Annotated in this window: 22 protein-coding genes; 18 read left to right on the top strand and 4 right to left on the bottom strand. The window is 66.9% G+C overall.

The features are described from left to right. Positions 1 to 347: 347 nt before the first annotated feature. The 3 genes from WS51_RS29575 (at position 348) to WS51_RS29565 (ending at position 2,015) form a co-directional block, all read left to right on the top strand. The gene (locus tag WS51_RS29575) at positions 348 to 719 is read left to right on the top strand and encodes a CidA/LrgA family protein (RefSeq protein WP_059505825.1); all 372 of its coding nucleotides are present in this window, start codon (positions 348 to 350) and stop codon (positions 717 to 719) included. Then, positions 716 to 1,450 (top strand): LrgB family protein, encoded by a 735-nt coding sequence (locus WS51_RS29570; RefSeq protein WP_069230301.1) that lies wholly within the window; start codon positions 716 to 718, stop codon positions 1,448 to 1,450. The genes WS51_RS29575 and WS51_RS29570 overlap by 4 nt, the downstream gene beginning before the upstream one ends. 247 nt (positions 1,451 to 1,697) lie before the next feature. Beyond that, positions 1,698 to 2,015 carry a hypothetical protein gene (locus tag WS51_RS29565; RefSeq protein ID WP_059595666.1) on the top strand — a complete coding sequence of 106 codons (318 nt, stop codon included), beginning with the start codon at positions 1,698 to 1,700 and terminating at the stop codon, positions 2,013 to 2,015. A gap of 145 nt (positions 2,016 to 2,160) precedes the next feature. Here WS51_RS29565 and wrbA read toward each other — a convergent pair whose 3' ends face one another. Then, positions 2,161 to 2,763 (bottom strand): NAD(P)H:quinone oxidoreductase, encoded by a 603-nt coding sequence (gene wrbA, locus WS51_RS29560; RefSeq protein ID WP_059449247.1) that lies wholly within the window; start codon positions 2,761 to 2,763, stop codon positions 2,161 to 2,163. A 60-nt stretch (positions 2,764 to 2,823) separates the two neighbouring features. Continuing rightward, positions 2,824 to 3,549 (bottom strand): pirin family protein, encoded by a 726-nt coding sequence (locus tag WS51_RS29555; RefSeq protein WP_069230300.1) that lies wholly within the window; start codon positions 3,547 to 3,549, stop codon positions 2,824 to 2,826. A 127-nt stretch (positions 3,550 to 3,676) separates the two neighbouring features. On the opposite strand from WS51_RS29555, the gene WS51_RS29550 reads away from it, so the two are divergent. The 7 genes from WS51_RS29550 to WS51_RS29520 all read left to right on the top strand — a co-directional run bounded on the left by WS51_RS29550 (position 3,677) and on the right by WS51_RS29520 (position 10,925). Then, complete coding sequence (locus tag WS51_RS29550; protein WP_059943769.1) at positions 3,677 to 4,561, top strand: LysR family transcriptional regulator; 885 nt, start codon at positions 3,677 to 3,679, stop codon at positions 4,559 to 4,561. A 457-nt stretch (positions 4,562 to 5,018) separates the two neighbouring features. Then, on the top strand, positions 5,019 to 6,002 hold the full coding sequence (locus WS51_RS29545) for a lysozyme inhibitor LprI family protein (protein ID WP_069230390.1): 984 nt from the start codon (positions 5,019 to 5,021) through the stop codon (positions 6,000 to 6,002). 320 nt (positions 6,003 to 6,322) lie between these two features. Further along, positions 6,323 to 6,736 carry a DoxX family protein gene (locus WS51_RS29540; RefSeq protein ID WP_059449243.1) on the top strand — a complete coding sequence of 138 codons (414 nt, stop codon included), beginning with the start codon at positions 6,323 to 6,325 and terminating at the stop codon, positions 6,734 to 6,736. Between the two features lie 161 nt (positions 6,737 to 6,897). Continuing rightward, entirely contained in the window at positions 6,898 to 7,842 is a 945-nt protein-coding gene (locus WS51_RS29535) for a dTDP-4-dehydrorhamnose reductase family protein (RefSeq protein WP_069230299.1), read from the top strand. Positions 7,843 to 8,437: 595 nt separating this feature from the next. Continuing rightward, positions 8,438 to 8,767, top strand: coding sequence for an H-NS histone family protein (locus tag WS51_RS29530; RefSeq protein WP_059449241.1), 330 nt, complete (start codon positions 8,438 to 8,440; stop codon positions 8,765 to 8,767). Positions 8,768 to 9,035: 268 nt separating this feature from the next. Then, positions 9,036 to 10,283 (top strand): MFS transporter, encoded by a 1,248-nt coding sequence (locus WS51_RS29525; RefSeq protein WP_069230298.1) that lies wholly within the window; start codon positions 9,036 to 9,038, stop codon positions 10,281 to 10,283. A gap of 78 nt (positions 10,284 to 10,361) precedes the next feature. Further along, positions 10,362 to 10,925, top strand: a complete 564-nt coding sequence (locus WS51_RS29520; RefSeq protein WP_059951769.1) for an SLOG cluster 4 domain-containing protein — start codon at positions 10,362 to 10,364, stop codon at positions 10,923 to 10,925. Positions 10,926 to 10,958: 33 nt separating this feature from the next. Here the strand turns inward: WS51_RS29520 and WS51_RS29515 are convergent, their stop codons facing one another. Both WS51_RS29515 and WS51_RS29510 read right to left on the bottom strand, forming a co-directional pair. Then, positions 10,959 to 11,942, bottom strand: a complete 984-nt coding sequence (locus tag WS51_RS29515; protein WP_236872434.1) for an NAD(P)-dependent oxidoreductase — start codon at positions 11,940 to 11,942, stop codon at positions 10,959 to 10,961. Positions 11,943 to 12,034: 92 nt separating this feature from the next. Then, positions 12,035 to 13,294, bottom strand: a complete 1,260-nt coding sequence (locus WS51_RS29510) for a LysR family transcriptional regulator (protein WP_069230296.1) — start codon at positions 13,292 to 13,294, stop codon at positions 12,035 to 12,037. Positions 13,295 to 13,766: 472 nt separating this feature from the next. On the opposite strand from WS51_RS29510, the gene WS51_RS29505 reads away from it, so the two are divergent. The 8 genes from WS51_RS29505 to WS51_RS29470 all read left to right on the top strand — a co-directional run bounded on the left by WS51_RS29505 (position 13,767) and on the right by WS51_RS29470 (position 22,967). Next, a complete protein-coding gene (locus WS51_RS29505) occupies positions 13,767 to 14,309 on the top strand; it encodes a hypothetical protein (protein ID WP_147957545.1) in 543 nt (180 codons plus the stop codon). A 74-nt stretch (positions 14,310 to 14,383) separates the two neighbouring features. After that, positions 14,384 to 15,688 (top strand): gallate dioxygenase, encoded by a 1,305-nt coding sequence (locus tag WS51_RS29500; RefSeq protein ID WP_059845922.1) that lies wholly within the window; start codon positions 14,384 to 14,386, stop codon positions 15,686 to 15,688. A gap of 132 nt (positions 15,689 to 15,820) precedes the next feature. Then, entirely contained in the window at positions 15,821 to 17,170 is a 1,350-nt protein-coding gene (locus WS51_RS29495; protein ID WP_059951803.1) for an MFS transporter, read from the top strand. 73 nt (positions 17,171 to 17,243) lie between these two features. Continuing rightward, positions 17,244 to 18,269, top strand: a complete 1,026-nt coding sequence (locus WS51_RS29490) for an amidohydrolase family protein (RefSeq protein ID WP_069230295.1) — start codon at positions 17,244 to 17,246, stop codon at positions 18,267 to 18,269. Positions 18,270 to 18,271: 2 nt separating this feature from the next. Then, positions 18,272 to 18,955: a 4-carboxy-4-hydroxy-2-oxoadipate aldolase/oxaloacetate decarboxylase gene (gene ligK, locus WS51_RS29485; protein WP_069230294.1), complete on the top strand. Its 684-nt coding sequence runs from the start codon at positions 18,272 to 18,274 to the stop codon at positions 18,953 to 18,955. A 59-nt stretch (positions 18,956 to 19,014) separates the two neighbouring features. After that, entirely contained in the window at positions 19,015 to 19,674 is a 660-nt protein-coding gene (locus WS51_RS29480; RefSeq protein WP_230938242.1) for a substrate-binding domain-containing protein, read from the top strand. A gap of 197 nt (positions 19,675 to 19,871) precedes the next feature. Continuing rightward, entirely contained in the window at positions 19,872 to 21,680 is a 1,809-nt protein-coding gene (locus WS51_RS29475; protein WP_060273532.1) for a tannase/feruloyl esterase family alpha/beta hydrolase, read from the top strand. A 69-nt stretch (positions 21,681 to 21,749) separates the two neighbouring features. Continuing rightward, entirely contained in the window at positions 21,750 to 22,967 is a 1,218-nt protein-coding gene (locus WS51_RS29470; RefSeq protein ID WP_069230293.1) for a porin, read from the top strand. Positions 22,968 to 23,080: the final 113 nt, after the last annotated feature.

Genomic DNA, 23,080 nt, shown 5'->3' with positions numbered 1-23,080 from the left:
CCTTCTCCTTGATGCGGCGAGGGCAGGTGGCCGCCCCGTGATGCATGTTTCATGTGCGTCGTGCGGTACGCATTCGCTGCGAGCGAATCGATGACGCGATCGCGCCGAGCGTATGCGACGCCTCATCTTGCGCGACGATTGCGTCGTTTTCGCATCGTCCGGCGGCAAGTGTCGCATCGATTCGATCCGGCTGCAGGGCGGTTGCCCGCGGTCGCGCGCCACGCCGGCGGCCCGGCCGTCGGCCTTTGTTGATACGATCGCGCGTATCGTCCACGCCGGCGCGGCAAGCCGCCGGCTCATCGGCCGCGCGCCTGCACGATCGCGCGGCCACGTTCGGGAGAAGCTTCATGCTGCAGGCATTCGCGGTGTTGCTGACCTTCCAGTGTCTCGGGGAAGGGGTGTCCTATCTGTTCGGCCTGCCGGTGCCGGGCCCGGTGATCGGCATGCTGCTGCTGTTCGGCTTCGTGATGCTGCGCCCGCGGGTGGCCGACGCGATCGAGCCGACCGCACTCGAGTTGCTGCGCCATCTGTCGCTGCTGTTCGTGCCGGCCGGCGTCGGCATCATGGTGTCGGCCGACCGCGTGCGCGGCGATGCGCTCGCGGTGGTCGTCGCGCTGGCGGTGAGCACATCGCTCGCGATCGCCGTGACCGCACTCGTCACGCGTGCATTGCTGCGGCGCCAGCGGCGCGCGGACGGCATGGCGGAGGGCACGCGATGACGGCCTTCCCGAAGCTCGGCGCGATCTGGGTCTACCTCGCGGCCACGCCGCTGCTCGGCCTGACGATCACGTTGATCGCGTACCTGATCGCACAGGCGGCCTATGCACGCGCGCGCTTCAACCCGCTCGCGAACCCGGTGCTGATCGCGGTCGCGCTGATCGTCGTGCTGCTGACGATCACGCGCACGCCGTATCCGACGTATTTCGAAGGCGCGCAGTTCGTCCACTTCCTGCTCGGCCCGGCGACCGTCGCGCTGGCGCTGCCGCTGTACCGCCAGTGGTCGAAGCTGCGGCGCGCCGCGGTGCCGTTGCTCGTCGGGCTGCTCGCGGGCTCGCTGACCGCGATCGTGTCGGCGGTCGGGATCGCCGCGCTGTTCGGCGCGTCGCACCAGACGATCGCGTCGCTCGCGCCGAAATCCGCGACGACGCCGATCGCGATGGCCGTCGCGCAGGAAATCGGCGGCATTCCGTCGCTGACCGCCGTGCTGGTGATCTCGACCGGGATCTTCGGCGCCGTGTGCGCCCGTGCGATCCTGAACACGCTGCGTATCGAGGAGCCGGCGGTGCGCGGTTTCGCGCTCGGCGTCGCGTCGCACGGGATCGGCACCGCGCGCGCGTTCCAGGTCAGCGAGGAGGCCGGCGCGTTCGCGGGCCTCGGGATGGGAATGAACGGCGTGCTGACCGCGTTCGTCGTGCCGGTCCTGCTGCCGATGCTGTCGCGCTGGATCTGAGCGGCGCTGCGCGGCGCCGCCCGGCCGCGCGATGCTATCGGTTTCCCTGATGGCACGCGCGCCGCGCCGGCGGGCCGGGCGCCTGCCGCGCATGTATCGTTGCCGTTATCAGGAGAATTCAGGAACCGGCACGGACATTTGCGCGGCGATCGGCTAACGTTGCATCGGCGCCGTGGTCGCACGCCGACGTCCGTCGCGTGCGTGCCGGCGTTCGACCCACAACCAACATCGACAAGGAGATCCGGCCATGACGAAGTCTCGCGTGGTTTCGGTGGCAGTGGCAGTAACGGCGTCGTTCGGTCTGCTGTTGACCGCCGCGCCGGCGGCATACGCGCAGGATCCGGCGTCCGCACCGACGCAGAAGCAGCTCGACAAGGCGCAGAAGAAGGCAGCCCGCAAGGCCGCCCGCGCGCGCCACGCGAAGGACCTGAAGGCGATCGGCACGGGCACCGGCTACCGGCTGACCAACGATCAGAGCAATTATCCGCAGAACGCGGTGGAGAAGGCGCCCGCGACGAAGGCGGCGCCGGCACCCGCTCCGGCCGCGCCGGCATCGGGCCAGTAACGGGCCAGTAACGGGCCAGTAACAGCCGGCGCTCGCGCGCCGGAAAGCGGCGCCGGGTCGACCGGCGCCGTGCTTTCTCGTGCGTGCCGCGCACCGGCGGCACGCGCCGCCCCGCCCGGGTGTCCCGGGGCGGGCGGCGCCCGCGTTACGACGCGAGCTTCGCGGCGAGTTCCGCGACGTGCTTGCCCTGGTAGCGCGCGATGTCGAGTTCGTTCGCGCTCGGCTGACGGCTGCCGTCCGCGCCCGCGAGCGTGGTCGCGCCGTACGGCGTGCCGCCCGTGATTTCGTTCATGTTGACGAGCCCGCTGCACGCATAGGGCACGCCCACGATCACCATCCCGTGATGCAGCAGCGTCGTGTGGAACGACGTGATGGTCGTTTCCTGGCCGCCGTGCTGCGTGCCGGTCGACGCGAACACGCTGCCGATCTTGCCGACGAGCGCACCCTTCATCCACAGGCCGCCCGTCTGGTCGAGGAACGTGCGCATCTGGCCGGCCATGTTGCCGAAGCGGGTCGGGGTGCCGAAGATGATCGCGTCGTAGCCCGCGAGTTCGTCCACGGTGGCGACGGGTGCGGCCTGGTCGACCTTGATGCCGATCGCCTTCGCCTGGTCGACGGGAATGGTTTCAGGCACGCGCTTGAGCGTGACCTCGACGCCGGGCACCGATTTCGCGCCTTCCGCGACGTGCTGCGCCATCGTTTCGATGTGCCCGTAGGACGAGTAGTAGAGAACGAGTACCTTGGCCATGTTGCGAATCTCCGATTGAGAAGGCCCCGCTTCAGCGGGGCTCGATGTTCCGAACGGGCGTCATGCCCACTCGGCCGTCACTTCGACCGGACGCAGGTCGAATACCAGCACTTCGGCATCCTTGCCGTCCGCGAACGTGAGCGACTGCTCGTTGCGGATCCGTGCGCCGTCGCCTTCGCCGAGCGTCACGCCGTTGACCGTCACGCTGCCGCGTGCGACATGCACGTAGGCGAAGCGATCCGGCGCCAGTTCGAGCGTGGCGCGTTCATCGCCGTCGAACAGGCCCGCGTAGATCCGCGTGTCCTGGCGGATCTTCAGCGAACCGCCGCTACCGTCGGGCGACACGATCGGCGTGAGCTTGCCGCGCTTGTCGTCTGCCGCGATGTTCGTCTGCTGATAGCGCGGCTCGGCGCCCTTTTCGGCCGGCCCGATCCAGATCTGCAGGAAGTGGACCGGCGTCTCGTGCGAGTGGTTGAACTCGCTGTGACGCACGCCCGTACCCGCGCTCATCAGCTGGACGTCGCCCGGCACGATCACCGAGCCGGTCCCCATCGAATCCTTGTGCTCCAGCGCGCCGTCGAGCACGTACGACAGGATTTCCATGTCTCGGTGCGGGTGCGTGCCGAAGCCTCGGCCCGGCGCGACGCGGTCGTCATTGATCACCAGCAGGTCGGAGAAGCCGACTTGCTTCGGATCGTAGTAATTCGCGAAAGAAAACGTGTGACGGGAGCTGAGCCAGCCATGCTCGGCATGGCCACGTTGGTCTGCTGCACGAGTCTCGATCATGATTTTTTCCTGAATATCGCCGGTCCTCGGAAGTGGGCCCGGCCGTTCGTTGAGATGAATCTTAGGTCAATCGATTTGACAAATAAATGGCTGTAGTGATAATGACTGTCACTCTGAGGTGGACAATATGGAATTCAACGACCTGAGGATCTTCGTCGCGACCGTCGATGCGGGTAGCTTCACGGCGGCGGCCGATCAACTGATGCTGTCCAAGCAGTTCGTGAGCCGGCGCACGATGGCGCTCGAGGCCGCGCTGGGCGTGCGTTTGCTCCATCGCAATACACGCAATCTCGCGGTCACGGAATCGGGGCAGGAGTTCTATGCGCGCGCGCAGCGGATCCTGGCCGAAGTCGCGGACGCCGAGCAGGCGATGTCGGTGCGCAGCACCGAGCTGCACGGTTCGCTGAAGATCAGCGCGCCGCTGTCGTTCGGGATCACGCACGTGTCGCCGCTGATCGCCGAATTCCTGTCCGCGCATCCGGCCGTGCGGCTCAACGTCGACCTGACCGACCGGCGTGTCGACCTGATCGGCGAGGGCTTCGATCTCGTGCTGCGGATCGGCACGCTCGAGGATTCGACGCTGATTGCGCGGCCGCTGGCCGCCTGGGAAATGATCGCGTGCGCGAGCCCCGCGTATCTGAAGCGACAGGGCGCGCCTGCGACGCCGGCCGACCTTGCCGGCCATACGTGCCTGATGTACGGGCGCGAGCGGCGTGTGGGCTGGGAATTCCGGGTCGACGGCGCCGCGCGCACGTTCGACGTGCAAGGTCCGCTCGTCGCGAACAACGGCGAAGTCGTGCGCGACGCGGCGATCGCGGGGCTCGGCATCGCGCTGCTGCCGCATTTCATCGTCGGCTCGGCGCTCGACAGTGGCGCGCTCGTGCCGGTGCTCGATGCATATGCGCCGTCGCCGATCACGTTGAACGCGGTGTTTCCGCAGCACCGTGAAGGGTTCGTCACGCTGCGCACGTTCATCGGGTTTCTGGCCGAACGGTTGGGCGCGCGGGCGTAGCGGGCGCGGTGCGCTGCGCGACGTTCTTTTGACCCGATGAAGGCGAGGTTGCACGCGCGGTGGACGCCGCGACGGCTTTCGTCGAGCGGCAGGGCGCGTCGCGCGGGCGCATCGGTGGGCGGCGTGCCGCTTGATGTATTCAGCGTCGCGATGGTCTCGTCTCGGCATTCGTGTGCCGGTATCGCAGGGGCTTTCCATGCGCGCGTCCCCGGTGCTGCGCGGCGTTGATCGACGACGCGCATTCGCGTTAGGCTTCGCCGGGGGCGACGGCCGGCGTCGCATGCCGGACCGGGTGTTTTTACCTCGAACCGCATCGGCCACGTAGCTTCTACTCCCCGCCATCCACGACGAGTCCAGTCCAATGACAACGAAGAACCGATCGAATGCTCGCGCGGGCGAGCGAGAGGCAGCCGCGCGTTACGGCCGGCATGCGCGGAGCGCGAACCTGCGATCCGTCATGATGTTGGCAATGCTTACCATTTTGCCGATGGCCGTGCATGCGGCGGGCTTCGATTGCGCGAAAGCCGCGTCGCCGAGCGAGAAGGCGATCTGTGCGGATGCCGGGCTGTCGGCGCTCGACGGAGAACTGGCGGCGGCGTGGAAGAAGGCGCTTGCCAAGGGTGGCGATACGGCCGCGCTGAAGGCTGCGCAGCTGGACTGGCTCAAGCAGCGCGATCGTTGTGGAAACGATGCATCATGCCTCGGCGACCGCTATCGCGAGCGGCTCGCGAACCTGAACGGCACGTCGCTTGCGGCCGATCGCTGGCAGCAGACGTGGTATCGCGACAGCGCGAACCCGTCGTTCGGTGGCGTGTTGACGTTCAGCGGCACGGCACCGCGCCTTCACTTCGAACTGAGCGGCAACAACGGCGCGAATACCGGCGGCCTGAGCGGCGATATCGAACTGCACGGCGACACCGGCACGTTCCGCCAGGATCGCTGCCGGCTCGATTTCAGCCGCAAGGGCGGGCGCGTGCACGTCGCTCAACAGGGCGGCGATGCCGATTGCGGCGCCGGTGCAGGCGTCGTGTATTCGGGCGACTACGTGACGGCATCGAAGGCGCAGGCGAGTCAGGCGGCGGATCTCGTGACCCTGAAGGTGCTGACCGACGCGCGGCAGAACGCGATCGCACACAAGCTGCTCGGCGCCGATTACCAGACGCTCGTCGACACGGTCAATTCCAGCGCGGACGAGCAGGATCTCGACGGCCTGCATGCCGGCGTGAAGTCGTACTGGGTACGCGGTATCGCAACGACGAACGCCGCGATCGTGATGCGTCGCGGCACTGATCTGTGGATCGGCCTGCTGGTATTCGATGCCCACGGCAAGGTACGGATGCGCTATTACACGAGCGTGCCGGCATGGAAAAAGACCGTGCCGAAGACCATTCGCGCATGGCACGACAATCTCGACAAGACGTTGCCGATCGATTTGATGTGATCCGCCAGTGTGGTATGCCGGCGCGAAATGTGCGCGGCGGGCCATGACGCGTTTGTTACGTGACAATTGTCCACTAAATAGAGACAGCGAATCTTGTTTTGACGGATTGATGATTTCCGGTGAGACAGTAGACTGCATCGGTGCTTCGCCAGAACCGCACCGCAGCCCGCCACGACGGCGCGACGGAACGGATTCTTCGGCAGCGGGCCGGACGGCCCGCGGTTCGAGCGTGCGAGGAGGGTTCGTTGCCGATCCGTGGATCCGCCGTTGCGCGGCCGTCGGCACCGAATGCGTCAAACCGTCAAATCAAGGTGATTGCTATGCGTTACGTTTCGCTGGAGTCGAAGAAGGACGAGCTGCTGCTGGCGGCTCGCGTGCTGATGATGATCCTGTTCGTGTTGTTCGGCTGGCAGAAGCTGAACGGCTTCTCGGGCACGGTCGCGTACATGGCGTCGACCGGCGCACCGTCGCCGGAACTGTCGGCGGTGATCGCGGTGGCGGTCGAGCTGGTCGGCGGCGCGCTGATCGCGGTCGGGTTCTATACGCGTCCGCTCGCGCTGGTGTTCGCGGTCTATACGCTCGCGACCGCGTTGATCGGGCATCGCTACTGGGCGCTGCAGGGCATGGATCAGTATCTGGCGATGATCAACTTCTACAAGAACATCAGCATCATCGGCGGGCTGCTGTTGCTCGCGGTAAGCGGGCCGGGGCGCTATTCGTTCGACCGCAAGTAAGCGGACGCGAGACTTCGTGCCGCACGACGGGCCCGGTGCGCGCAATCGCGCATCGGGCCTTTTTCATCATACGCACGTCGTCGACGTGCGCGCGAAATCGACATCGACTGCGTGTTCTCGTATAGATTGGGGGCCCTCATCCCCTTTCATCGTTCGCCACCGTGCCGCATCCGACCATCCTTCTCATCGGCGCGTCCGGCCTGCTCGGCCGTGCGGTTGCTGCATCGCTGTCCCGCGAATCGTCGCTGACGACGATCGGAACGATCCGTCACCCGGACACCGCGGGCGCACGGCGCCTCGCGCTGTCGCCGGAAAACGTCGCCCGGCTCGACGTGCTCGATCAGCCGGCGCTCGAACACCTCTTCGCGACTTCCCGGCCGGCTGCCGTAATCATCTGCGCCGCCGAACGTCGCCCGGACGTCTGCGAACGCGACCCCGCGGCCGCGCGCGCGATCAACGTCGACGCACCGGCCCGCATCGGCGCGCTCGCCGCACGCTACGGCGCGTGGACACTCGGCATCTCCACCGACTACGTGTTCGACGGCAACGCGGCACCGTACCGCGAGGACGCAACGCCGAACCCGTTGAACATCTACGGCCGCACCAAGCTGGAAGGCGAGGCCGCGTTGCTCGCCGCGTCGCCGCTCGCATGCGTGCTGCGCCTGCCGTTGCTCTACGGGCCGATCGTCGACTGGCAGGAGTCCGCCGTCACGAGCCTCGTGCCGGCGATCGTCGCGTCCGCGCGACCGGGTGCGGATGCGGTCGGGATGGACGCGTGGGCGATCCGCTATCCGACCTACACACCCGACGTCGCGGCGGTCATCCGCGACCTGACGCTGCGGCATCTCGCGGGCTCGCCCGTCACGGGCATCCGTCATTGGTCGGGCGAGGAGCCGATGACGAAGTACGGCATCGCGCAACGGATCGCGGCCGCGCTCGGCATCGATGCGACGCTCGCGCGGATCGACACGCCGGCCGATGCGACGCCGCGTCCGTACGATTGCCACCTCGATGCATCGAGCGTGCGCGCACTCGGCATCGATCATGCGACGCCGTTCGCAACCGGGCTGCAAGCGGTGCTGCGCGATGCGCCGCCGCTGTCCTGACGCGTTCGAAGGATCGGGAGCGACGGCCCGTCGCGATACGTGTTCGTCACGGACGCGATCCGGCGCGCGGCTGCGTGCGTGCCGGTTTACGAACACGCCGAGCGCATCCGGGCCGCGTTGCCCGGCGAAGCTGAACGTTACGTCGTCCATATCGAGCGCGCGCTGAACGCCGCGCGCGGCAGCGATCCTGCATGCGCCGGTCGCGCCGGAGGGTTGCAGCTTCGGCATGTAAACCGCTGCACCTGCGCCGACACTCGCGGGCTCGCGAAGGCAAGTGTGCGCCGGACCGCAAAAGTCCTCGAACATGACGGATGCGCACTGCTATCATTCGCGCCATGCCGCGCCTGTCCGATGCGGCGGCAGGTGGCGAGGAGGTCGCCACCGACGGCTCGTCGCGCGCTCGAACGCGCCGAGCCTCGTGTTGCGTGCCGATGCCATGTGTTTTTCGACGATGGCGCGACATTCGGCATACTTCGAAAGCCTTACAGGTCCAGGCAACCGATTCACATATCGCAACACAGATTGGCGGAACTTCGTGATAGCTTCGCCCATCGGAGGTTTTTTGAATAAAAACATGCCCAAAGAGGATGAATACATGACCCAGGCCCTGCAGGAGCTCGAAGCACAACTTCGGGACCTGAACATCAAGCTGTCGGAAGCGAAGCAGAAAGAGAAGCAAGCCGCACTCGCGGCGTTCAAGGAGCAGGTCGAGCTGTTGGGCATCACGCAGCAGGAAGTGCTGAGCGCCCTCGGCTACATCGTCCAGCGAAAACGCAAGGCGCCTGCCAAGTATTACGATCCGACGACCGGCCGCTCGTGGTCGGGCCGTGGCCCGCGACCCAAATGGCTCGAAGGCAAGGATCTCGATACGCTGCTCGTCGAGCGCGCGGCAAAGACCTGGTGGCCCGGCGACGATCAGGGCTGAGGCAGCACCGCGCCGGCACCGCTCCAGTGCCGGTCGATCCGCGCCGGCGGCGATGCCGGCCTCGCAACATCCGCTTCATCGCGTTGTTTCGGTGTCCCGCCTGATTGTGCGATCGCCGACTTCACCATCTTTCAAATTCATTACCCGCGCGGCCTGCCTCCGTTCCCGGAAGCGGGCCGCGCGACGCTTTGCGCGTGCGCGCGTCCGCCGGCCCGTCATGCACGGGGGAGGCTTTAGAATGTCGCCCGGACATTTCCGGCAGGACACCATGGCAGCAAACATGAGATCTTCGGCGCTGGGCGATCCGGCGCCGTCGCGCGACGATCAGGTCAACGCGTACGCGTGGAAGGCGCTGGCCGGCTCGGCGATCGGCTATGCAATGGACGGCTTCGATCTGCTGATCCTCGGCTTCATGCTGCCGGCGATCACCGCGGCATTGCAACTGACGCCCGGGCAGGGCGGCGCGCTCGTCACGTGGACGCTGATCGGCGCCGTCGCGGGCGGCATTCTGTTCGGTGCACTGAGCGACCGTTACGGCCGTGTGCGCGTCCTGACCTGGACGATCATGCTGTTCGCGGTTTTCACCGGCCTGTGCGCGTTCGCGCAGGGCTTCCGGGATCTGCTCGTGTACCGGACCATCGCGGGCATCGGCCTTGGCGGCGAGTTCGGCATCGGCATGGCGCTCGCGGCCGAAGCGTGGCCGGCGAGCAAGCGGGCGCGCGTGTCGTGCTACGTTGCGCTCGGCTGGCAGGCCGGCGTGCTGCTGGCCGCGCTGCTGACGCCGCTGCTGCTGCTCCATGTCGGCTGGCGCGGGATGTTCGTGGTCGGCGTGCTGCCCGCGCTGCTCGCGTGGCTGCTGCGCAACCGGCTGCACGAGCCGGAGGTTTTCGTGCAGCGCGCGGCGCAGCCACGGGCCAACGCGTTCCGGATGCTCATCGCCGACGCCCGCACCGCGCGCACGAGTCTCGGCATCGTGATCCTGTGCTCGGTCCAGAACTTCGGCTACTACGGGATCATGATCTGGCTGCCCACTTTCCTGTCGAAGCAGATGGGCTTCTCGCTGACGAAGTCGGGGCTGTGGACGGCGGCGACCGTCGTCGGGATGATGATCGGCGTCTGGACGTTCGGGCAGCTCGCCGATCGCATCGGCCGCAAGCCGACGTTCCTGCTGTATCAGCTCGGTTCGGTCGTGACGGTCATCGCGTATGCGCGCCTGTCGGACCCGACGGCCATGCTGTGGGCCGGCGCGCTGATGGGGATGTTCGTCAACGGGATGGTCGGCGGCTACGGCACGTTGATGTCCGAAGGCTATCCGACCGCAGCGCGTGCGACCGCGCAGAACGTGCTGTGGAACATCGGCCGCGCGGTCGGCGGTTTCGGGCCGGTGGCCGTCGGCGCGCTCGCCGCGCACTATTCGTTCCAGACGGCGATCGCGCTGCTCGCCGGCCTCTACGTGCTCGACATGATCGCGACGCTGTTCCTGATTCCGGAACTCAAGGGCGTCGAACTCGAATGACGACGTGCGGCGTGGCGCCGGGTGCCGCGACCCGGCGTCACGCCGCAATTCAACTGGAATTCGTCACTGGAATTCACCATGCAACTCAAGAACCGAACGATCGGCGTGATGGGCTCGGGCAAGGAGCCATGGCTCGCGTTTTCCGAGCCGCTCGGCGCATGGCTCGCGCAGGCTGGCTTCAACCTGCTGACGGGCGGCGGCCAGGGTGTGATGCTGGCGGTCGCGCGTGCGTTCGCCGGCGTGCCGGGACGGGCCGGCCGGTCGATCGGCATCGTGCCGACGCGGGCCGATCCGCACGCGGGCTTCGTGCCGCTCGACGGCTATCCGCATCCGTTCGTCGAGATACCGATCCTCACGCCGCTGCCGCGCCGCGAGCCGGGCGCCGATCCACACACGATCAATCGCAACTACGTGAACGTGTTGAGCAGCGACCTGATCGTCGCGCTACCCGGCGGGCACGGCACGGCCGAGGAGATCGCGCTCGCGCGGCGCTGGTGCAAGCCGCTCATCTGCCTCGGGCCGGACGGCGCGTTTAGTGAACTCGCTGCGGGTGCGACATGCACGTCGTCGCTCGACGACGTGGTCCGGTTTGTCGACGCAGTGTTCGCGACGGCGTTGCCGCATGCGGCGCAGGTACAGTGATAGTGCGATCGCGATCGCGATCGCGGTCGTGCGTCAGTCGCCGGGGGCCGGTGCCCGCGGCAACCGGTCGTCGAGTCGGTCGAGCACATCTTGCCAGTCGAGCGGCAGCAGCGCGTGGTAATCAAGCCCGCGGGCGGCCATCCTGTCGACGAATGCATCCTGCACGCGCGCGCATGCCGAGCTCATCTCCGGCGTGACGCCGCCTTCGCGCAGCGTATCGCATACTTCGCGCATCTCCGCCGCGCGCCGGCGGCCGTGTTCGGCAACGCGGCCGATCAGGTAGCCGGGCAGGTCGGGCAGCGTCGCGAACGTGTCGAAGGTCTGCCGCAGCGACGCGAGCACGAGCGCGTCGGCGCCGTATGCGCGCGCCGCGCCGAGGCATTCGACGGTCAGCGCTTCGATTCCCTTGATCATCACGCTGCGGCACATCTTGGCCGCCGACGCCACGCCGACGCGGGTCGACACGGCCTGCGCATGGAAGCCGAGCGCATTCAGTTCGAGCGAGACTGTTTCGGCCGCCGGGCCGGCCAGCAGCATCGGCACGGCGAGGCCGTGAGGCGGTACGGGCGCCATCACCGCCGCTTCGACGTAGCTCCCGCCGGCGGCTTCGATCAGACGCTGGCCATGCTGCTTTCGCGCGGGTGATACCGAATTGATGTCGATGAAAGTCTGTCCGGCGCGGATGTGCACGGCGACCGCCGCCGCGACTTCCGCGTCGGACGACGCCGTGACGGCCGACACGATCCAGCGCGAGTCGCGGATCGCGGCGGCGAGTGAAGATGCGGCTTCGACGTGCAGGCGCGCGGCCTTGCCGCGCATCGCGGGCGCCGACCGTGCGTCGTCGAGTTGCCGGTCGTACATCGTCACGCGCACGGCGCGGGCGGCCAGCGCGCCGCCGAGCAGCCCACCGGCTTCGCCGAAACCAATGAAGGAAATTGCCGGGTCGATCATGCGTGTCGCTCCTCGGGTGTGTGATGCGCGGGCGGTATCGCAATGCCTTATGGCGGCTACGCGCATCGGTTGCACACGGCTCCGTGTATTGATTGCATTGTGGGGCAACGGATTCGACCGGCCCGATGCGAATCGGGCTCGCCGGCCATGCACTTTGCTTATCGCGCGATGGTCGCGGCAGGGGCGTGCGGCGTGCGCGCGACCTCGGTCGCGACGATGCGTATCGCGTCGATCAACGCACGCGCCGCGGGCGACGGTGGACTACCGGTGCGTGTCATCAGGCCGATGTCGCGGGTCGTTTCGCGCATCGGCACATCGAGCACGGCCAGCAGCCCCGCATCGCATTCGTAGCGCAGTTGCTGCGCGGACAGCACCGCGAGCATGTCGCTATGCAGCAGCAGGCCGCGAATCACCGCGAGGTCCGCGCTTTCGACCGTCGGCATCGGCGGCTTGAGCTTCATGCGCCGGAACAGCGATTCGAACAGGCCGCGCGCGGGCGCATGGCTGCGCGGCAGGATCCATTGCGCGCGGGCGAGGCTCGCGAGCCCGAGGTTCCGGACGCCGGCGAGCGGGTGATCGTGCCGCGCGAGCACGACGAGGTTCTCGGACATCAACCGCTCGTTCTCGAGTTCGCTTGCCGGATCGCTCGCGCGCAACGCACCGAGGATGAAGTCGATGTCGCCCGCGCGCACGCCGGCGACGAGCGCCTCGTATGCGCTTTCGTCGGTGATCACGTGCACCTTCGGAAATCGCGAGACGACGCGCGCGACCGCTTCGGGCAGGATCAGCGTGCGGCCGAGCGGCAGCGCACCGACGGTTACGACACCCTGGATGCTGCCGTGCAGCGCGGCGACGTCGTCGGCGACGTGCCGCAATTCGTTCAGCGCGCGCCGCACATGAAGCAGAAACGTCTCGCCGTCGGTCGTGAGCAGGAGGCCGCGCGGATGACGATGGAACAGCGCGAAACCCGCACCGCTCTCGAGAATCCGGATCGCGCTGCTGACGGCTGGCTGCGTGAGGCCGAGCGCTCGCGCGGCGCTCGGCATGTGCCGATACCGCGCGAGCGTCGAGAACAGCTGGAGCCGCCGCGTGTTGAGCAGATACGCGGGCAGGCCGCCTTCGGCCGATGCGCGGCGGCGCGACTGGCGCAGCGCACACCAGCTCGCGAGCGCGCCGAGTTCGGTGAACACGCGCTCACCGCGTTTCAGCACCGCGCGCCCGACCGGTGTCGCGAGCATGCCTGACGGCTTGCGATCGAACAGCGGTTCGCCGAGGGCCGTCTCGAGGTCCTGCACCGCGCGTGTGACGGCAGACTGCGCACGAAACAGTGTGGCGGCGGCGCGGCTCACGCTGCCGGTTTCGGCAACGCGCTGCACCGCGTACAGGAAGGCGAGGTTCGGGAGTTCGGTGTTGTCCATGGGTCGGTCGGGCGATGTGCGTCGCGGCGGCGATCGCGCATGACCTGCGTGCATCCGCGCGAGCTGCGCCAGCATCGAAGCGCGTTGACCGACTTTACCGGAACGGCGGCGGCAGAACTTGCGTCGCGCTTATCCAGCTATCTGTTTTATTTATCGATCGCGAATCGACGGACAACGGGCCGCGATCGGCAACCTAGCGCGTCTCCATCCCCGAGCGCCATGCCCGGCGGGCGTTCCAGGCATCGGCGGCGCCGTTCGCATGCCGGCTGAAAGCGTGTCGGACATGCCGTTTCGCTGCGATTAAAGGGTTTACCCTGACTGTTTCGTCCCGCTGCCGAATGAGTAATTTCAGTTCCGGCGACAGCAAGCGCGCGGTTGCCGGCGCATCGGGCCGCCATCTGATTCATTGTTCGTCCGATCACAAAGGGGTTGCGCGGAGCGCGGCGCCCCCATTCACGAATGAGGCAGCCCAATGGGACAGCAGCACATCATCGGAGCACGCGAAACGACGCAAGCAGCGCAGGACAGCACGACGTTTGCCGACACGGTACGCGCGGGGATTCGCGGCGGCCTGGCGGGGGCCGTGCTGATCTGGGTCTACGAGGCGCTCGTCTGGGTCGGTGCGCAGCACCTGATGCCGCTCGCCGGCATTCCGCGCAACGCGACGGGGCTCGTGTTCGGCAAGGCCGCGCAGGATGCGCTGGGCATCGGCGCGTACTTCATCGGCACAGCGATCCACTTCGCGTTCGCGCTGTCGTGGGGCATCGTGTTCGCGGCGATCTGGCCATGGTTTCGCCGGCGCGGCTTCGAGGCGACGTTCGTCGCGCTGTTCTTCGCGATCATCGCGTGGATCGTGATGCACGCGCTCATCATGATCGCGTCGAGCAATCACCCGAACTATTTCGATCCGAACGTGATCATCGGCGGGTTCATGTCGCATTTCGTCTTCGCCGTGCCGCTCGCGCTGATCGTCAAGCGCAGTCTCGCGCCGCAGCCGAACGGCCGCGGCGCGTGAGCGTACGCGCACGCATTCATCAGTAGCGGACGGCGAAGCCGGAACGCATTCGAGCATCACGAAGGAGCATTGGCATGGCACGGATCATCGGAGGCATCGCGGCCTCCCACACGCCCACGATCGGGTTCGCGTTCGACAAGAACAAGCAGCAGGACCCTGTCTGGGCACCGATCTTCGAAAACTTCGCGCCGCTGAGCGCGTGGCTCGCCGAAAAACGCCCCGACGTGCTGCTGTTCATCTACAACGATCACGTGACGTCGTTCTTCTTCGATCACTATTCGGCGTTCGCGCTCGGCGTCGGGCCGCAGTGGCATCCGGCGGACGAAGGCGGTGGCGCGCGAGACCTGCCGCCGATCGCGGGTCACCCGATGCTGGCCGCGCATATCGGCCAGTCGTTGATGGCCGACGAGTTCGACATGTCATTCTTCCAGAACAAGCCGCTCGATCACGGCTGTTTCTCGCCGCTGTCGGTGCTGTGCCCGCATCGTCCCGATTGGCCGGTGCAGCTCGTGCCGCTGCAGATGGGCGTGCTGCAGTTGCCGGTGCCGTCAGCGCGCCGCTTCTATCGGCTCGGGCAGGCACTGAGGCGCGCCATCGAGAGTTATCCGGAGGACCTGCGCGTCGCGATCGTCGCGACCGGCGGGCTGTCGCACCAGGTGCACGGCGAGCGTTCCGGTTTCAACAATCCCGAATGGGATGCGCGCTTTCTCGATCTGCTCCAGGACGACCCGGAGCGCCTGGCCGCAATGCCGCTCGGCGAATATGCGACGCTTGGCGGTTTCGAAGGCGCCGAGGTCGTGATGTGGCTCACGATGCGCGGTGCATTGCCGGCCGGCGTCGTGTGCCGGCACCGCAGCTACTACCTGCCGTCGATGACGGGCATTGCAACGGCCGTCTACGAGCCGGCCGACACCGACGTCGACGAGGCGGCGGCCGAACGCCATCGGCAGCGAATGGCGGCGGAGCTCTCCGGCGTCGAGCGACTGCCGGGGACCTACCCGTTCACGATCGAGCGCGCGGTTCGCGCGTACCGGATCAACGACTATCTGCACCGGATGATCGAGCCTGCGCATCGCGCGCAGTTCCTGAGCGACCCCGAGGCGAGTTTCGAAGCCGCGGGCCTCGACACGGCGGAGCGCGACCTGATTCGCCGACGCGACTGGCTCGGCCTGCTGCGCTACGGCGTCATCTTTTTCCTGCTGGAGAAGCTCGGTGCGGTGACGGGCGTATCGAACCTGCATATCTATGCGGCGATGCGCGGCGAATCGCTGGAGGCGTTCCAGCGTACGCGCAACGCGCCGGGGGCGCTGTATTCGGTAGCTGGAAAGAGCGCCGGGCCCTTGGGCTGGGACGGCGCGGACAAGCCGCGCAACACGTAAGGCAGGACGAAGGCGCGCGGGATCGCCGCGCCTGCGGGACCGGAACGCCGGAACGCCGGCAGCGTATCGAACCATATAAATAGGATGACGAATCGACAGGTCGATCGTCTCCAAGGAGACAGGAGAGTCATGATGGACAGTGGAAAGACAATCGACATCAAGGCATTCATTGACGAGAGGCCGGTGTCGCGCTACCAGTGGCTGCTGGTCGTGCTGTGCTGCCTCGTCGTGATCGCCGACGGGATGGACGTCGCGATCATGGGGTTCGTTGCGCCGTCGGTGATTCGCGACTGGGCGATCTCGCGGCCTGAATTCGGTCTCGTGATGAGCGCGGCGCCGATTGGCCTCGTGATCGGCGCGCTGCTGGCCGGGCCGAGTGCCGACCGGTTTGGGCGCAAGCGCGTGCTGATCGCGTCGGTGTTCCTGTTCGGCGTGTTCACGATCTTGACCGCGCACGCGCATTCGCCGTTCGAGATGGCGATGCTGCGGCTGCTGACCGGCATCGGTCTGGGCGCGGCGATGCCGAACACGACGACGCTGTTGTCGGAGTACGCACCGCAGCGGATGCGCGCGTTGATGATCACCGTGATGTTTACCGGCTTCAACCTCGGCTCGGCGCTGATCGGTTTCGTCGCCGGCTGGCTGATCCCGCTGCACGGCTGGCGCTCGGTGCTGCTGTTCGGCGGCGCGCTGCCGCTGCTGCTGATTCCGCTGCAGCTTTGGCTGCTGCCCGAATCGGCACGGCTGCTTGCCGTGCGCGGCGCGCCGTCGCAACGCATCGGCGCGTTGCTGAACCGCGTGTGTGGCGGTCAGTTCAGCGGCAACGAGACGTTTGTATCGAACGAGCCGCCGCTGCCGACGCGCAAGCCGATCGGCGTGCTTTTCTCGCAAGGGTATGGCCGCGTCACGTTGTCGTTGTGGATCACCTATTTCATGGGCCTGCTGGTGATCTATCTGCTGACCGGCTGGCTTCCGACGCTGATCAAGGACGCGGGCCTGTCCGTCAGCACGGCCGCGAACGTGACCGCGATGTTCCAGATCGGCGGCACGGTCGGCGCGATCTGCGTGGGCTGGCTGATGGACCGCGTGCGGCCGGCGCCGGTGATCGGCGCCGCGTATCTCGGCGGCGGCCTGTGCGTGGCCGTGCTCGCGTGGGCTGGCGCGCTGTCGTCGTCGCTCGCGCTGCTGGTGTTCGCGGCCGGTTTCTGCATGAGCGGCGCGCAGACGGGGCTGAACGCTTACGCGCCCGGACGCTATCCGACCGTTGCGCGCGCAACCGGTGTGAGCTGGATGCTCGGAATGGGCCGCTTCGGCAGCATCTTCGGCTCGGCGATCGGCGGCGCGCTGCTCGGCTTCGGCTGGAAGTTCGGCGCGATCCTGTCGATGCTCGCGGTGCCGGCCACGCTGGCCGCGATCGCGATCATGACGACGCAGCATACGGCCGCGCCGGAACCGCGGGAACTCGAAAACCCGGCGCACTGACGCACGTTGCGCGCCGCCGTCCGGCGCGGTCGTTGGCAAGGAGCCGGACTCATCATCAAACGCAGGAGCATCAATGATCATCGACATTCATGGTCACTACACCACCGCGCCGAAGGCGCTGGAAGCGTGGCGCAATCGCCAGGTCGCGGCGCTCGGCAGTCCGTCCGAACAGCCGAAGGTCGCCGAGCTGAACATCGGCGACGACGAACTGCGCGAATCGATCGAGCACAACCAGCTGCGGTTGATGCGCGAGCGCGGCCTCGACCTGACGATCTTCAGCCCGCGTGCGAGCTTCATGGCCCATCACATCGGCGATTTCCAGGTATCGAGCACATGGGCGGCCGTATGCAACGAGTTGTGCCATCGCGTGCATCGGCTTTTTCCCGATCATTTCGTGCCGGCCGCGATGCTGCCGCAGAGCCCGGGTGTCGATGTCGCGACGTGCATTCCGGAGCTCGTGCGCTGCATCGAGGAATACGGCAACGTCGCAATCAACCTGAACCCGGACCCGTCGGGCGGTCACTGGACCAGCCCGCCGCTGTCGGACCGCTACTGGTACCCGATCTACGAGAAGATGGTCGAGTACGACATTCCCGCGATGATCCATGTGAGCACGAGCTGCAACGCGTGCTTCCACACGACAGGCGCGCACTACCTGAACGCCGACACTACGGCCTTCATGCAGTGCCTGACCTCCGACCTATTCCGCGATTTCCCGACGCTGCGGTTCGTGGTTCCGCACGGCGGCGGCGCAGTGCCGTATCACTGGGGACGTTTTCGCGGGCTCGCGCAGGAGCTGAAGAAGCCGCTTCTGAAGGACCACCTGTTGAACAACGTGTTCTTCGACACGTGCGTGTATCACCAGCCCGGCATCGACCTGCTGACCGGCGTGATTCCGGTGGACAACATCCTGTTCGCGAGCGAGATGATCGGCGCGGTGCGCGGCATCGATCCCGAGACGGGGCACTACTACGACGACACGAAGCGATACATCGAGGCGTCGTCGCTCGACGCGAACGCGCGTCACAAGATCTACGAAGGCAATGCACGGCGTGTTTATCCGCGCCTGGATGCGCAACTGAAAGCGAAGGGGCTTTGATCATGACTGAACTCGGCGTGGTGTACCGCACCATCCATCGCGCGGATCAGGACGTCGCCGCGCGGCTCGGCGCGCTCGGCTCGGCGACGGTACACGAAGCGATGGGCCGCACGGGGCTGCTGAAGCCGTACATGCGGCCGATCTATCCGCGCGCGCGTGCGTCCGGCACGGCGGTCACGGTGCTGCTGCATCCGGGCGACAACTGGATGATGCACGTTGCCGCCGAACAGATCCGTACCGGCGACGTGGTCGTTGCGGCGATTACCGCGGATTGCACCGACGGCTATTTCGGCGACCTGCTCGCGACCAGCTTCAAGGCGCGCGGCGCGCACGCATTGATCATCGATGCCGGCGTGCGCGACGTCGCGGTGCTCGAGGCGATGCAGTTTCCGGTGTGGAGCAAGGCGATTTCGGCGAAAGGCACGATCAAGGCGACGCTCGGATCGGTGAACGTACCGGTGGTATGCGCGGGTTCGCTCGTCAACCCCGGCGACGTAATCGTCGCGGACGACGACGGGGTGGTCGTGGTGCCGGCCGCGCGTGCGGCGCAAGTGCTCGAGAAGGCCGTGGCGCGTGAGGCGAACGAAGCGGCGAAGCGTGCGAAGCTCGCGTCCGGCGTGCTGGGTCTGGACATGTACGACATGCGCGAGCCGCTGCGTCAGGCCGGCCTGCGCTACATCGACTGATGCAGGCGGCGGCGATGGCGGCGTCAGGCGGGGCGGCGACCGCCGCGGGTATTTCGTCGATGGCGACGCGGCCACTGCTGGCGAGGCTCGCGGCCCTTTACGAGCACGAAACGGGTACACACGTGTCGATCACGTCGATTGGCGGGGTCGATGCCGCGCGGCGCGTGCGGAACGGCGAGCCGTTCGATTTCGTCGTGCTCGCGTCCGATGCGATCGAGCAGTTGGCGGCGAGCGGTCATGTCGATGCCGGCAGCCGCGTGGACGTTGCCCGCTCAGGCATCGCGGTCGCGGTGGCGAGCGGCGCGACGCGGCCGGAGATCGGCACCGAGGCTGCGTTGCGCGATGCGATCCTGCGGGCCGGCCGGATCGGTTACTCGACGGGACCGAGCGGTGCGCACCTGAATCGCCTGTTCGCGCGCTGGGGCATCGCCGACACGATCGCGCCGCGTATCGTGCAGGCGCCACCGGGCGTGCCGGTCGGCCGGTTGATCGCGGCCGGCGACGTCGAGCTCGGCTTTCAGCAGTTGAGCGAGCTGATGCATGCGCCGGGCATCGATGTCGCCGGACCGCTGCCGGATGAGGTCCAGGCGGTGACGGTGTTCGCGGCGGCAATATGCGGCACGGCGTCCGATCGCGCGGCCACTGCGCGGTTTCTCGCGTATCTCGCGTCTCCGCAAGCCGATTCCGTGAAGGGCTTGTACGGGATGGAGCCTGCATGAGGCCGGTTGGGCGCAACCGATAAACGGATCAGATGGAATATGGCCTTCTTCGCAACGGGTCGTGTCAGGAACGTAGTTATGCTGAGTATGAGGTAACGGGCGTGATGCGCCGCCCGATGTAGCGAATGGCCGACACCACGTCGCCGCATCGTTCATTCCCGAGCGAGCGACATAGCAAACAACGACAGGAGACAGGCATGCAGACGAACGGCAGGGCAGGGTGGATGGTGCGCGCTCGGCATCGCACGGCGCGCAACAGGTGCGATGTGCTGGCCAGGGTGCTGGCGATCGGCGTCGTGTGGTTGTGCGCTGCGCTGACCGGCTGGCCCAACGTGGCAAATGCCGCGAGCACCGGCGGCCTTGCAAATCTTCCGGCGGTGATGCCGGCGATGTCGTGCCCGTCGGTCGCGGCACTCGACCTGAGCGGCGTGACCGACGGTACCGTCACGATCACGTCGGCGGTGCTGCTGCCGGCCGGCACGGTCGTCGGCAACAATACACTACCCGCGCCCGTCTGCGACGTGAAAGGCACGATCGGCCCGGGCGCGTCGCTGTTTGAATTGCAGTTGCCGACGCAAGGCTGGACGCAACGCTATCTGCAGACGGGCTGCGGTGGCTTGTGCGGGAACCTGTCCGTCAATGCGCCGATGGCGTCGACCTGCGTGCCGGTGACGAACGGAACGATCGCGATGGCCGCGACCGACATGGGCCACGAAGGTGGCAACGACGGCTCGTGGGCGCTCGACCCAAAAGCGAAGCTCGACTTCGCGTACCGCGCCGAACATGCGACCGCGCAAGTGGCAAAAGCGATCATCGGCAAGTTCTATGCGCGGCCCGCCCGCTACGCCTACTTCGACGGCTGCTCGGACGGCGGCCGCGAGGCGCTGATGGAGGCGCAGCGCTTCCCCGACGACTTCGACGGCATTGCCGCCGGCGCACCCGCCAACGACCTGATCGTGCAGAACACGTTCCATCATGCGTGGCCGAACGCGGTCAACACGGACCCGAAGACGGGCAACGCAATCCTGCTCGCCGGCAAGCTGCCGATGCTGCACGCGGCCGTGCTGAAGGCATGCGACGGTCTGGACGGCGTGGTCGATGGCGTGATCGACAATCCGCGTGCGTGCCGTTTCGATCCCGCGACGATCGTCTGCGCACAGGGGCAATCGACTGCGACCTGCCTGACGTCGCAGGAAGCAGACGTGGTGCGCCGGATTCATGACGGCGCGACGGCGGCGGACGGCATGCGTCTCGAACCTTTCGTATCGCGTGAATGGGGCTCGGAGCTGAACTGGACGCTGTTCGTCCCGGCGACCGCCACCGCGCAGAGCGGCACGATCGGTTTCGTGCTGCCGTTCCTCCGCTATCTCGACTACTACAACGCGTCGTACCCGTCGGCGACGATCGCCGACCTCAAGTTCACGCTCGATGCATTCGCCAAGACGGTGCCGGTGTCGAACTACCTGGCCGCGACCGATCCGGACCTGAGCCGCTTCGCCGGCCGTGGCGGCAAGCTGCTGCTGTGGCACGGTCTGGAGGATCAGCACATCTCGCCGCGTTCGAGCATCGAATACTACGAAGCGATGAAGCGCTACATGGGCGATGCGAAGGTTGATCGCTTCGCGCGCTTCTATCTGTTCCCGGGTGTCGCGCACTGCGGCGGCGGACAGGGGCCGAACGTGTTCGATATCCTCTCGCCGCTGATGGCGTGGACCGAGACGGACGCGACCCCGGGCAGGATCGTCGCGTCGATCGTCGATACGAACGGCAACACGACGCGCACGCGCCCTGTGTTCCCGTATCCGGCCACCGCACGCTACACGGGCAGCGGCAGCACCGACGATGCGGCCAGTTTCGTCGCCGATACGCCGAATGCCGACCCGTACGTCGACCTGCGCTGGGCTGGCGAATGGCTGTACTCGCCCGGGTATGAGGCGCAGTGCCAGATCCAGGGTTCGCAACTCGTTTGCAAGGGCGGTAACGGCTGGCGTGCATATCGTCCTTGATCCGATGACGCCAGGCTCCGCCCCGATAACACATTAACCACTCAACGAGGCAAGGAAGGAGACTGATTGATGAACAAGCAGGCAATACGCGTGGCGCTGACGTTCGGTGCCGCGATGACGGCCGTTGCGCCGGCGTTCGCGCAGAGCAGCGTCACGCTGTACGGGATCGTCGATAACGGGATCGGCTACCAGAGCAATGCGACGACGCTCGGCTCGACGAGCGGTGGCAAGTCGGTCGTCAGGATGAACCAGGGGGTGTGGGCCGGCAGCCGTTTCGGCCTCAAGGGCGCGGAAGACCTCGGTGGCGGCACGAAGGCGATCTTCACGCTCGAATCGGGTTTCAACTCCGGCACGGGGGCGATGCAGTACACCGATGCGATGTTCGGGCGGCAGGCGTGGGTCGGGCTGACGAATGCGACTTACGGTACGCTCACGGCGGGCCGGCAATACGCGTCGTACTACCAGACGATGTCGCCGTTCAGCCCGACCACGTGGGTCACCGGCTATTACGGCGCGCACCCGGGCGACGTCGACGGGCTCGACACGATCTACCGCGCGAACAACACGCTCGAGTACACGTCGCCGAAATGGTACGGCCTGACGCTGAGCGGTTCGTATTCGCTCGGCGGCGTGGCCGGGAGCACGAACGCAGGATCGACGTGGGCGACCGGCATCCAGTACGCGGCCGGCCCGCTCGGCGTCGGCGTCGCGTTCGAGCGCGTGAACAACTCGAACACGGCCGGTGGCACGTGGGGCGCGAGTTCGACGACATCGAACGGCGGTTCACAGATCGGCGTGTCGGCGCTGACGAATGGCTACCAGACCGCGAAGGCGCAGCAGCGGTTCGCCGTTGGCCTCAGCTACCGGTTCAGTGATGCATGGGATGCGACGGCCACGTATACCAACACCGAATACATCCCGGGCTCGGCATCGAAGTTCTTCGATACCGCGATCTTCAACACGGCCGGCGCGGTGCTGCACTGGAAGCCTTCGGCGGTGTGGGATTTCGGTGCGGGCTATGCGTACACGCGCGCGACCGAGGCGAACGGTATCACCGACAGCGCGCAGTATCATCAGTTCAACCTGTCGCAGTACTACTCGCTGTCGAAGCGTACGGGCCTTTACCTGCTCGAAGCGTATCAGCATGCGAAGGGAAAGACGCTCGGCACGAGCGGCGCGGGCAGCGTCGTCGACGCGACGGCGACACTGGGTGACGGCTTCAACTCCGCACCGTCGTCGACCGGCAATCAGTTCGCGTTCGGCGCGGGGATCATTCACCGGTTCTGACCGGTGCATCATGCAGGCCGGGCGGCCATACGCCGGTGCAGCGCGTATGGCCGCCGTCACCGGCGGTCGGAGCGAACGCGCGGTCGCCCGTGCACGGCAGCGGCGAGCGGCCC

The organism is Burkholderia territorii, assembly GCF_001718335.1.
Classification (GTDB): domain Bacteria; phylum Pseudomonadota; class Gammaproteobacteria; order Burkholderiales; family Burkholderiaceae; genus Burkholderia; species Burkholderia territorii.
Note: the sequence above shows the minus strand (reverse complement) of the source record. Positions and strands in the feature narration are given on the sequence as shown.